At 32.9% G+C, this 12476-nt stretch carries 9 protein-coding genes; 7 read left to right on the top strand and 2 right to left on the bottom strand.

What is annotated here, in order from left to right; genetic code table 11:
* Positions 1-20: 20 nt before the first annotated feature.
* Positions 21-2396, top strand: coding sequence for a penicillin-binding protein 1C (gene pbpC, locus AC0J6S_RS02815; protein ID WP_474955343.1), 2376 nt, complete (start codon positions 21-23; stop codon positions 2394-2396).
* Positions 2397-2613: 217 nt separating this feature from the next.
* Here pbpC and AC0J6S_RS02810 read toward each other — a convergent pair whose 3' ends face one another.
* Positions 2614-4158, bottom strand: coding sequence for an Rne/Rng family ribonuclease (locus AC0J6S_RS02810; RefSeq protein ID WP_474955342.1), 1545 nt, complete (start codon positions 4156-4158; stop codon positions 2614-2616).
* Positions 4159-4476: 318 nt separating this feature from the next.
* Positions 4477-4767 carry an HU family DNA-binding protein gene (locus AC0J6S_RS02805; protein ID WP_066080765.1) on the bottom strand — a complete coding sequence of 97 codons (291 nt, stop codon included), beginning with the start codon at positions 4765-4767 and terminating at the stop codon, positions 4477-4479.
* Between the two features lie 133 nt (positions 4768-4900).
* On the opposite strand from AC0J6S_RS02805, the gene mutY reads away from it, so the two are divergent.
* The 6 genes from mutY (at position 4901) to gldD (ending at position 12422) form a co-directional block, all read left to right on the top strand.
* Entirely contained in the window at positions 4901-5938 is a 1038-nt protein-coding gene (gene mutY, locus AC0J6S_RS02800) for an A/G-specific adenine glycosylase (protein ID WP_474955341.1), read from the top strand.
* Positions 5939-6459: 521 nt separating this feature from the next.
* Complete coding sequence (locus tag AC0J6S_RS02795) at positions 6460-7242, top strand: GLPGLI family protein (protein ID WP_474955340.1); 783 nt, start codon at positions 6460-6462, stop codon at positions 7240-7242.
* A 96-nt stretch (positions 7243-7338) separates the two neighbouring features.
* On the top strand, positions 7339-9909 hold the full coding sequence (locus tag AC0J6S_RS02790; RefSeq protein WP_474955339.1) for a hypothetical protein: 2571 nt from the start codon (positions 7339-7341) through the stop codon (positions 9907-9909).
* Positions 9910-10009: 100 nt separating this feature from the next.
* Positions 10010-10450, top strand: coding sequence for a single-stranded DNA-binding protein (locus tag AC0J6S_RS02785; protein WP_474955338.1), 441 nt, complete (start codon positions 10010-10012; stop codon positions 10448-10450).
* Between the two features lie 23 nt (positions 10451-10473).
* A complete protein-coding gene (locus AC0J6S_RS02780; RefSeq protein ID WP_474955337.1) occupies positions 10474-11769 on the top strand; it encodes a gliding motility-associated protein GldE in 1296 nt (431 codons plus the stop codon).
* 89 nt (positions 11770-11858) lie between these two features.
* The gene (gene gldD, locus AC0J6S_RS02775) at positions 11859-12422 is read left to right on the top strand and encodes a gliding motility lipoprotein GldD (RefSeq protein WP_474955336.1); all 564 of its coding nucleotides are present in this window, start codon (positions 11859-11861) and stop codon (positions 12420-12422) included.
* Positions 12423-12476: the final 54 nt, after the last annotated feature.

The following is a 12476-nucleotide window of genomic DNA, read 5'->3' as shown; positions in this document are numbered from 1 at the left end:
CAAAACAAACAAAATTCATTTTGAAAAACAAACTAATAGCGTTCCTGCGACGCATCATTAATTGGATGAAAAAAAATAAAATCAAATCATCAATAGCCTTTTTGCTGTTGGTGGTTTATTATTTTTCGTTACCAAGAACTTTGTTTCAGGAACCTTATTCTACGGTGATTGAAAGCAAAGAAGGAGAATTGCTTGGCGCTAAAATTGCTTTTGACGGGCAATGGCGATTCCCTGCTCAAGACAGTGTTCCCGATAAATTTAAAAAATGTATCGTTTATTTTGAGGATGAATATTTCTACAAGCATCCGGGATTCAATCCTGTGGCGATGGTCAATGCTTTTCAGCAAAACAGGAAGGCAGGCAAAGTCGTTCGTGGCGGAAGTACTTTGACACAACAAGTCATTCGATTATCCAGAAATGGGAAAGGGCGGACTTATTTTGAGAAAATAATCGAACTCATTCTCGCTACCCGATTAGAATTAGGCTATTCTAAAAGCGAAATTTTAGAATTATATGTCGCTCACGCCCCTTTTGGCGGAAATGTGGTGGGGCTTGAAATGGCTTCTTGGCGGTATTTTGGCGTGCAGTCCCATCAACTGTCTTGGGCGGAGAGTGCTACTTTGGCTGTTTTGCCAAATGCGCCTAGTTTGATTTATCCAGGAAAAAATCAAATTAAATTATTGAGCAAGCGCAACCGACTTTTATTGAAATTAAACCAAGAAGGAATAATTGATAAACAAACTTACGAACTTTCGATAGCCGAACGCTTGCCACAAAAGCCATATGACTTGCCTCAAATTGCACCTCATTTACTGCAACGTGTTGCTAAAAACCAAGAAGGTACTCGTGTAAAAACAACTATAGAAATTGGATTGCAAAACAGAGTCAATCAAATTGCAAAGTATTATTATAACCAATACAAGCAAAATGAGGTTCATAATATGGCTATTTTGGTTATAGATGTTGCCAATAGAAACGTAATGAGTTATGTGGGTAATTCACCTACGGATAGCAACCATCAAAAAGATGTGGATATTATTGATGCGCCAAGAAGTACAGGAAGTATTCTGAAACCGCTTTTATACGCTGGTATGCTCGATGATGGAGAGTTGTTACCCAACACATTAGTAGCAGATATCCCAACGCAGATTGCGGGCTATACGCCACAAAATTTTAACTTGACATTTGATGGAGCAGTTCCAGCGCATCGGGCATTGTCGCGATCTTTGAACATTCCTTCTGTATTGATGTTGCAGGATTTTGGGGTGAATAAATTTCATGAAGAATTGCAGCGATTTAAATTGCGGGATATTTCAAAACCGCCCGACCATTACGGTTTGTCGCTTATTTTGGGTGGAGCTGAAAGCAATTTATGGGATTTGTGCCGAACCTATGCGGGTTTATCTTCAACTTTGAATTATTTCAATACTAATCAAGGGCAATATAGAACCAATGAGTTTTCCGAATTAAACTATGAGGATGGTTTTCAAGTTGATTTTGGAGATGAAAGCAAGCATAAGAATATCTTGGGAGCAGGATCGATTTGGCTTACGTATAACGCAATGGAACAAGTCAATCGCCCTGAAGGTGATGAGGCTTGGAAGTTTTATGACAGTTCACTCAAGATTGCTTGGAAAACGGGAACAAGCTTCGGGAATCGGGATGCGTGGGCGATAGGAACTAATACGAGATATGTAGTAGGAGTATGGGTAGGTAATGCAACAGGTGAGGGAAGACCTACCTTGACGGGAGTTACCAGCGCAGCGCCTATTTTATTTGATGTTTTTAATTTACTTCCTAGGCAGCGATGGTTTGATACGCCATTTAAGGATTTAGAAGAAGTTGAAGTTTGTAGTTTGAGTGGTCATTTGGCCAAAGAAGGCTGTCCGGTTATAAAACAACTCGTTCCGAAGAAAGGGAAAAACACTTCTATTTGTCCGTATCATAAAACGGTGCATCTGGATAAATCATTACAATTTCAAGTGAATAGCAGTTGCGAAAACATAGAAAATATAGTGACTAAAAACTGGTTTGTTTTGCCACCCGTAATGGCTTGGTATTACAAAAGTCAGCATATTGAGTATTTGCCACTGCCACCGTTTAGGAGTAATTGTATGGGAACACAAACGGCTACAATGGATTTTATTTATCCAAAAACGAATAGCAAAATCTACCTTACCAAGAATTTTAATAGCGAGGTTCAGCCTGTAATTTTAAAAGTAGCTCATTCGCAAAGAGATAGTGAACTTTTTTGGTATGTTGACCAAGTGTTTAAAGGCAGTACGAAAACCTTTCATGAAATGCCTATTTCGGCAACAACAGGGTTTCATTACATCACTGTGGTAGATGAATTTGGAAACGAAATTAGGAGGAAGATTGAGATTGTAAGGGAATAGTTTTTTTAAATTCTGAATATCATTTTACTACAGAATCTTCTTTTGAAATTGATTTCCCTAGCCCAGATAGTAGCGGCATCTCCCGATTTTAAAAAATAAGGCTTTTTCGGCCGTAGTTTTTTTGATTGGGAATATAGCGGATAGCTGGAAATAGCTCTTGAAAATTTTAAAAAAAGACACAAAAAAACCGCCAATCTCACGAAAGGCGGTTTGTAATTTAATCTATGACAGCATTTTCTTTTTTGTCGTAGAAATGATATTCTAAATACGTGTAAGCATCACGAGGTATAATTTTCACCCATTTTTTATGTTCAAGAAACCATTTTGAACGTAATGATGGAAAACCTTTGGTAAGGTATGCGGCCACAAAAGGGTGTACATTAAGCACAACATCTTTATGGTTTTTTAATACTCTTTCCAGATCAAAAGCGATTTTATCAATGATTTGAATTGGCGCTTCAATTTCGCCGCTTTCATTGTTTGGATCTTCTTCTCTGGTTTTAATATTTACTTCAGGTCTTACTCTTTGTCTTGTGATTTGAACTAATCCAAATTTGCTCGGAGGTAAGATCTTGTGTTTTGCTTTATCATCGCTCATTTCTTCTTTCAAGAAATCGAACAACACTTTGCGATTTTCAGGATTTGACATATCGATAAAATCGATTACGATGATTCCGCCCATATCACGAAGACGTAATTGTCTTGCGATTTCGGCAGCAGCAATCATATTGACTTCCATGGCTGTATCTTCCTGGTTGGTAGCTTTATTAGAACGGTTTCCGCTGTTTACGTCAATAACGTGCAAAGCTTCTGTATGTTCGATAATAAGATAAGCCCCTTTACTCATGGATACTGTTTTTCCAAAAGAAGTTTTGATTTGTCTCTCTATGTTGTATTTCTCGAAGATAGGTGTGTCTTTTGATTGATAAAACTTAACGATTGATTGTTTGGATGGTGCAATTTCTTGCAAATAATCCTTTGTTTGGTTGTACAACTCTTCGTCATCTATCTGAATACCGCTGAAGGTATCGTTGAATACGTCTCTTAATATAGAAGAGGCTCTATTGAGTTCTCCTAATACTTTTGACGGATGATGAGCAGTTGGTAATTTTTTACACATTGCAGTCCATCTGCTGAGCAGGTTCTGCAAATCTTTTTCTAATTCGGCTGTATTTTTGCCTTCGGCTACTGTGCGAACAATAACACCAAATCCTTTTGGTTTGATGGATTGTACTAATCGTTTCAAGCGTTCTTTTTCTTTTTTGTCTTCTATTTTTTGTGAAATAGAAACGCGGTCAGAAAACGGAACCAAAACTATAAATCTTCCGGCAAGAGAAAGCTCAGCGCTAATTCTTGGTCCTTTTGTAGATATAGGTTCTTTAACGACTTGTACTAAAACAGATTGATTGGAACTCAAAACATCAGTAATGGTGCCATCTTTGTCTATTTCTTTTTCAAACTGAAAGGTTTTTAGGGAGAAATCTTTTAATTTACCTGCGCTTACAAGTTTTATGAATTTCAGTTGGGAAGCTAAATTAGGTCCTAAATCATGATAATGTAAAAAGGCATCTTTTTCGAAGCCTACATTTACAAAAGCAGCATTAAGTCCGGCAACTGGTTTCCTGATTTTGGCAATAAAAATATCACCAACCTGGAAGTTGCTTTTTTCTTCTTCTTTGTGTAATTCAATTAGTTTTCCATCTTTTAATAAGGCAAAATCTACGGCTTCAGAACTAGATCGGATGATTAATTCTTTATTCACGCTGTACATTTTTATCTATTCACCGAGGCGAACAAATGGATTAAACAATATTTTTACAGGTATTGAACCCGGGGAAAATAAGATTTACAGAAAATAGATTAAAGGGTCTAGACTTTTGGGGTCTGTTCTCTATTTTCTTTTTTCTTTTATCTTTTTTCAATTTCAATGAACGTTTAAAAAGAAAAAAGTAGTTTAAAACTACTTTTTCTTTTTGTGACGGTTAGCTCTCGCTCTTTTCTTACGTTTGTGCGTTGCTACCTTATGTCTCTTTCTTTTTTTACCACTTGGCATGTCTTGTCGATTTTATGATTAATATTATTATTTTGCTTCGTTATTTGTTTTCACTCCTTCTACAAAAACTTTTGCAGGTTTAAATGCAGGAATGTTGTGTGCAGGAATTTTTATTGTGGTATTCTTAGAAATATTTCTTCCTGTTTTCTCAGCTCTAGTCTTCACTATAAAACTTCCAAAACCTCTTAAATAAACATTGTCTCCAGTTTCTAATGAATTTTTCACTTCATTCATAAAGGTCTCTACAGTTGCCTGTACATCACCTTTTTCAAGACCTAATTTTTCTGAAATTTTTGCTACGATATCTGCTTTCGTCATTTTCTTTCCTATTTATAATGTTGTACTATTTTTTTGAGTTTGCAAATATAGGAATTTAAAAAACAATTATTCAAGCTAATTCATTAAATTTTAATCACATAAACTTTTACTTTTGCTAACAAATATTTAAAACATGATTTTTTCTAACTTGTTAATTCAATGGTATTTACAAAATAAACGCGATTTGCCTTGGAGAAATACTACCGATCCGTATGCTATTTGGCTCTCTGAAATCATGTTGCAACAAACACGTGTGGCACAAGGAATGCCCTATTATTTGTCTTTTACAATCGCATTTCCTACTGTTTTTGATTTGGCGAAAGCCAATGAAGAACAGGTTTTGAAACTCTGGCAGGGACTTGGGTACTATTCCAGAGCACGAAACTTACATAAAACCGCGCAACATATAGCACAAGAATTATCGGGAATTTTTCCTGATAATTATAATGACTTACTGAAACTGAAAGGAGTAGGAGAATACACTGCGGCCGCTGTTGCTTCTTTCTCCCATAATGAAGCTGTTCCGGTGGTTGATGGGAACGTGTTCCGGGTGTTGTCCCGTTATTTTGACATCGATACGGATATTGCTCAGGCTTCCGCCAAAAAAGAATTCGCTGCTTTGGCTTTCGAACTGATGCCAAAGGATAATCCGGCAACTTTCAATCAAGCCATTATGGAGTTTGGCGCTTTGCAATGCGTTCCTAAAAGTCCGAATTGCGGTATTTGTGTTTTCAACGAAAGTTGCGCCGCTTTGCAAAAAAACAAAGTCGATCTGTTGCCTGTAAAGTCTAAAAAATTAAAAGTCAGAAACCGATACTTTAATTATTTGGTCGTTGCAGACGAAAATGACAACACTATAATTCAAAAAAGAACGGACAAAGGAATTTGGCACAATCTTTATGAATTTCCTTTGTTGGAAACTGAAAAAGAAGAAAATTTTGATTGTGTTAGCGAAGCTGTTCAAGCGGAGTATTTTAAAGATAACACGATCGTGAGTATGCTAGAGTATAACGAAAAAAGTATCATTCATAAATTGTCACATCAGCATTTACATATTAAGTTTTGGAAAGTGAAAATTGAAGGAACAATTGAAAACGGAACTGATGCGGAAACATTGAGAACTTTTCCGTTCCCAATCGTGATTCATAATTTTATTGAAAAGGATTTATAAACTTAGCAATAACGGATGTTTCTTACTTATTTTTAGTATTTTCATGATAGTCATAAAGTTAAGTTTTTAATTTAATTTGCAATTTTTAAGAAAAAACTTGCGAATACAGTTTTTTTTTATTGATTTGTTCTTGGTATACCAAATTAACCTAATCATTAATTTAAACTTTTTAAAATAAAAAAAACTATTTTTTTATTCGCATTTTTATTTGTTTCTTTATTCGCAAGTGCAAATGAGGTTGAGTCAAATACTATTATTTTTGATAAAAGCGAAGTTGTCGAAACAAAGGGAATCACAGTTTCAAAAGAAGGTGAAACTGAAGATCTCCTCTTTGAATTTTGTATAACACGAACAAATTATTGGTATGTTGGCACTGTCCGACTTATGGATGGTAACCTATACGATCAATATGATCTTGAAATAACAGTAACTTGTTACTAGAATTAATTAAATTTTTAAATTAAATCAGGAAAGCAAATTGTTCTTAAAATACAATCTGCTTTTTATTATTCCAGATAAAAATGAAAATAAAAAATTTAGTGCTTTTCTTCTTTCTTTCTTTTATGAGTTACTCACAAACTGTAATTGTAAATTATTCTGAAAAAAGAATTATTAGTAAAGAAAGATTTGAAGCCATGCCAGAATTTGCAAGAAAACAAGCTTTAGAGTCCTATAATTATATTTTGCAATATAACAACGGTATTTCACTTTATAAAAACAGTACAGAAACAAATAACATTGACAAATCTGAAAAAAGTATTTCAGAGGAGGTGACTGAAGGAGATGCGAATCATAAAAAAGAGTTTTTATATAGAGTGACGAATAAATTTATAGAAAAGTGGTATTATAAAGATTTAAATAAGAATGAGTTACTATTTAATTTTTATAATGGTAAAGATTTTTATGGAAAGGACAATTTACTAAAGTGGAATTGGCTAATTACTGAAGAGACTAAAGAAATAAATGGATTTACTTGTAAAAAGGCGACATCTGATGCCTTTGGTTACTATTTTACGGCTTGGTTTACGGAGGATATCGCAATAAATGCGGGACCAGATAAATTTGATGGACTTCCGGGACTTATATTGTATCTTGGTACGGCATATTATGAGACGTATGCTACTACAGTGAAAATTGAAAAGACTCCAATAATGATAGTGAAACCAGAAATGCCAAAAGAAACCGTTACTATGGCAGAAGTGGAAAATTATGCGAAGGTAGAAATTAGTAAATTGAAATCGAGTACTAAAACTACTGTAAATGGTAATACAACGACCACAAGAACTACAACTATTATTAGATAGGCAACAATATTTATGCGGATCATATTATTTTTTTTCATTTTTTCATTTTTCCAAATTCAAAGCCAAACTAGTATAAGAGGAACAATAAAAGATTCATTGCAAAATCCAGTATCACTTGTAAATGTTCTATTGTATAATAAACTGGATAATGTACTTATAGATTTCAAACAATCCAGTAATTTGGGTCAATTTGAATTGGTTTGTCCTGATGCAGAAACTAAAAACTTTCTACTCAAGGCAAGCTTTTTGGGATATAAAACGTTCATTTTTGCATTTAATACGGATGGTAATAGTTCAATTATTAATAAAAACATTATTTTAAAAAATGATGTTGTAGCCATGAAAGAGGTTATCATTAAAGCTGATTTTCGGGATGTTGCTGAAAAGAATGATACTATAACATTTAATCTAAAACGACTACTTAACGGATCCGAGCAAAAGCTAAAAGATGTCCTAAAAAAACTCCCAGGACTTAGCATTGACGGCAACGGTAAGATAAAATACAAGGGGAAAAAAATCGACGATTTATTAATTGAAGGAGATGAATTCTATGGGAATCAGCATCAGTTGGCTACCGAAAATATAAAATCTGAAATGATTGAAAAGATAGAAGTTTTAAAAAATTTTCAAAATTTATCTTCTATCGTAGGATTTAATAATACAAGTAGAACGGCTTTAAATGTTTCTATAAAGGAAGCATATAAAAATACGATCAAAGGAGATATTGAAGCCGAATATGGATACAAGAATCGCTATAGGCAACACAATAACATCTATAATTTTGCTAGTAAAGTTAAAGTTAATTTTATTTCAGATATTAATAATACCAACAATCTGGTTTTTACGGTCAATGATTATTTAGAATTAAAAAAAGGAGTTCAACGCGAGATATTAAACGAAACGGCTTCTAATTCAATGACTATTGATGAAAATTTACCTTCGTTTTTATTCTCTACGGATAATGTAAATAAAAAAGACATTCAATTTTATTCAGTAAATTTTAGCGACAAAATTTCAAAAACGAGTAAAATACATGGATTTTCTATGTTGAATTATATAAAACAAAGTGAATTTCTAAAGTCAAAACAAACTTTTTTTTCGGGTAACGATATAGTTATAGATAAAAATTCAAATGTTGAAGGATCATTGTTGTTTAATACAAATAAAATTCAATTTGAATCAAAACCCAATGAAAGAAACTATTATAATTATATCTTGACTGTAAATTATAATAAGGACAATCAAGGTAGTCTTATTGACAATCAATCAATCATAAATCGAACTAACTTTGATGAAAACAAAGGAAGTTCCAGTACAAATATTGGTCAGTTTTTCACACATAAAATAAAATTAAACAGCAACTATCTATTTGAATATAATTTATTTAATGATTTTACAAGCTTCCGAAAGAATATTAATTTAGAATCAAATGATTCTTTTTTGAACTTAAACTTCAATGATGATTTTGCGGTTTTCCAAGAAACGGATGGCTATGCAAATTCTTTTGGAATTAATTCGAAACTTACCATTAAAAGTGAACTGGGAACTTTTAGTCTAAACGCTGGTTCGTCTAACAATAATGAATGGTTAAACATTTTTGTGAATGAATCTAATCCGGAATTTAATTCAGAATTAAATTTACTAAACACCAAAAACTATATTGGGGCAAGTTTTAGTAAAAAAAAGGTCTATAGATTTAATTATTCTCTGGGTTTTAGGTTTGTTCAAGCACAGTTTCAATATGATTTTAAAAAAGAAAACAACCTGACTTTTCTGCCTTTTGCTAATTTGTCTTATGAGATTTCTAAGAAAGCGAATATTAGTTTGAATTACAAAAGGGACTTTTCGAATGTTTCAATAGAGAAAGTTATGCCTGGCTTGTTTATTGAAGATTATAGAACTATTATAAAAAACGGCAACATTTTTTATGATGCGATGCTGCCCAAAAACACAATAAGTTTAAACGGTTCTTATGCGAATTTGCAAACTAATTTTATTTCTTTTTTTGGTCTGGTTTACACTAATAAATTAAAAGAAATAGGATTTAATTCCATAAACACCAACAACCTTTCAATTAGACAGTATGATTTTGTAGATTTAGATGATTCTTCGTATTTGTTTTTTACGCTTGAAAAAAAAATGAAAAGTATTCCTTGGTCAGCAAAATTGGAAACGTTGCAATCGTACTCTAGTCGGGAATCTTTCATTAACAATTTGAGTAATACTTTTAATACTGTTCAAAATAAAGCAGAAATTAGTTTCTTGTCTTACTTCAAATCGAATGATTTTAATATAAATTTTGGTACGGAATATCTTGTAAATAATTCAATCAATAATTCTAATAATGTAAAAAACACTTTAGGTAAAACAACAGCTTTTATAAAACTAAATGGTTTAGTATTTAATGAAAAATTAAATTGGGAATTAGACTCTAAGTATATTCATTTTTCGTCTAATAATGCACTACAAAAATACATTTTAGAAATAAGTCCTAGTATTCAATATAAATTCAAAAATTGGAATTTTACAGTAAGAGGCGTTAATATTCTAAACATAAGGGATAATAATATTCGTTTAAAAGTTGAAAACCAAAATTCTTATTTTGAGCAAACCCAGTTTAGTTCCTTGTCGGGGTTTTTAAATTTGGGTGTTTCTTTTTCATTTTAGTCTAATTTCAAATCCTTCCAATCGTGATTCATAATTTTATTGAAAAGGATTTATAGAGTTTCTAAAATAATGTATCTTTGATTAAATACCATATTCTAAAATGAACGGAACATTAAATAAAGTTATGCTTATCGGTTTTCTTGGCGACGACATCAAAATGCATTATTTTGACGGAGGCAACTGTATCGGAAGATTTCAGTTGGCCACAAACGAAGTGTATATCAACAAAACTACTAATGAAAAAATCACTTCTACAGAGTGGCATAATCTGGTAGTACGCAATAAAGCGGCTGAACTTTGTGAAAAGTATCTTTCTAAAGGAGATAAAATATATGTGGAAGGGCGCATTAAGTCCCGCCAATGGCAGTCAGAAGATGGAAGTACAAAACACACCACCGAAATTCAGGTAACCGAATTCACTTTCCTGTCCACAAAAAAAGACAGTGATAACAACAAACAAATTCCGGCCCCTGATGTTGTGAAAAACACTAATTTTGATCCGGAAAATAATGTCTTGCCTATTAATGACTTGCCATTTTAATTGTTTAATTAATCTTAACTAATTTGGACCCAGAGCCCAGTTTATTTTTTTCTTACGCTATTGATACTACAGTAGTGTTTGGTTTTATAGGAATTGCCATTTTATTGTTTTGTTCCGCTTTAATATCGGGTGCTGAAGTAGCCTTGTTTTCATTGTCACAAAAAGACATTGACGAGACGCTACAGGAAAATAACTCCAAAGGGAAAATTATTGTTTCACTTTTAGCAAAGCCTAAAAAATTGGTTGCAACACTTCTGGTTGCGAATAATTTCATCAATATCTCCATAATACTTTTGTTTTCAGTAGTTGGAAAAACGATTTTTTCGGAAATCACTGCTCCATTTTTAAAATTTACTTTGGAAGTACTGGCCGCTACTTTTTTGATTTTGTTATTTGGCGAGGTTTTGCCTAAAGTATATGCCAGCAGAAACAACGTAAAGTTTGCCAAGGGAATTGTGTATCCAATTGTTTTTTTGGACAAATTGCTTTCGCCAATAAGTTTGCCTATGCGAGCGGCGACGATTTATTTCCACAATAAATTAGCTAAGCAAAAAACGAATTTCTCTGTTGACCAATTGTCTCAAGCCTTAGAATTAACAGCTTCGGATGAAACTTCTACCGAAGAGCAAAAGATTTTAGAAGGAATTGTGAGCTTTGGAAATACGGATACTAGACAAGTGATGAGTCCCAGAATAGATATTTTTGCTTTAGAAATAGACGAATCTTTTGCTGATATTTGTCCCAAAATCATAGAAAAAGGATTTTCCAGAATTCCGGTGTATCGAGACAATATAGACCAGATAGAAGGCGTTTTGTTTGTCAAAGATTTGCTTCCGCATATTAATACCAATGAATTTGATTGGAAATCTTTGTTGCGGGAACCTTTCTTTGTCCCTGAAAATAAAAAATTGGATAATCTTTTAAAAGATTTTCAAAGTATGAAAAGTCATTTGGCTATCGTTGTTGATGAATATGGCGGAACATCAGGATTAGTTTCACTTGAAGACGTCATTGAAGAAATTGTTGGAGATATTAGCGATGAATTTGATGATGAAAATATTAATTTTTCTCAAATTGATGATAAAAATTATCTTTTTGAAGGAAAAATAAACCTGAAGGATTTTTACAGAATAATTGATGTCGACGAGGAATTATTCGAAATCAAAAAAGGAGAAGCCGAAACGCTAGCTGGTTTTATACTTGAAATTTTAGGAAATTTTCCTAAAAAAAATCAGAAAATTTCATTCGAAAATTGCTTGTTTACAGTTGAAGCTGTGGATCAAAAAAGGGTAAAGCAAATAAAAGTAACGCTTGAGTAATCCTCCACTTAAACCCTCCGAAGCAATCAGAATCATTGTGAAATGTGTTTCTTTAGAAAAAGATAAGATTAAATAAATTTAGAAAAAAGATGTTAAAAAAAATAGTCGCTTTTTCAATAATAAGTATAATATCATTGTTGGTTTTTAGTTGTAAAGATGATGTCTTACCAAAACCATCCAGCTATTTGCGATTGGATTATCCGGAATCTAAATATGTAAATTTTGAGAATGAATGTCCTTTCGCATTCGAAATGAATTCTGATGCGGTTATAAAAAAAGACAAGAATTGTGGTTTGACGATTACATACCCGAAAATGAAAGCGACTATTTATCTCACCTATAAACCAGTCACGAAAAACATTAATGAACTGTTACGTGATGCTCAAAAATTGACTTTTGAGCACGTGATAAAAGCAGATGATATTCTGGAACAACCGTATTTGAATCCTGATAAAAAAGTGTACGGAATGTTTTATCAGGTAGAGGGAAATGCCGCTACAAATTCGCAGTTTTATGCTACTGACAGTACGAGACATTTTGTAACGGGTTCCGTTTATTTTTATGCAAAACCTAATTATGATTCTATTATGCCAGCAGCAAGTTATATCAAAAATGACATGCATCGACTAATGGAAACCTTAAAGTGGAAATAACAACGATAAAGATTTACCAAAATATTGCTTAAGAATAATTAATCTTTAACAACA

The organism is Flavobacterium sp. TS_SC_5, assembly GCF_056156265.1.
This window is presented reverse-complemented; position numbering and strand designations above follow the sequence as displayed.

Bases quoted from the DNA above. Each gene is read 5' to 3' on its own strand.
- AC0J6S_RS02805 (WP_066080765.1), bottom strand. From the start codon at position 4,767: ATGACGAAAGCAGATATCGTAGCAAAAATTTCAGAAAAATTAGGTCTT.
- mutY (WP_474955341.1), top strand. From the start codon at position 4,901: ATGATTTTTTCTAACTTGTTAATTCAATGGTATTTACAAAATAAACGC.
- AC0J6S_RS02795 (WP_474955340.1), top strand. From the start codon at position 6,460: ATGAAAATAAAAAATTTAGTGCTTTTCTTCTTTCTTTCTTTTATGAGT.
- AC0J6S_RS02785 (WP_474955338.1), top strand. From the start codon at position 10,010: ATGAACGGAACATTAAATAAAGTTATGCTTATCGGTTTTCTTGGCGAC.
- gldD (WP_474955336.1), top strand. From the start codon at position 11,859: ATGTTAAAAAAAATAGTCGCTTTTTCAATAATAAGTATAATATCATTG.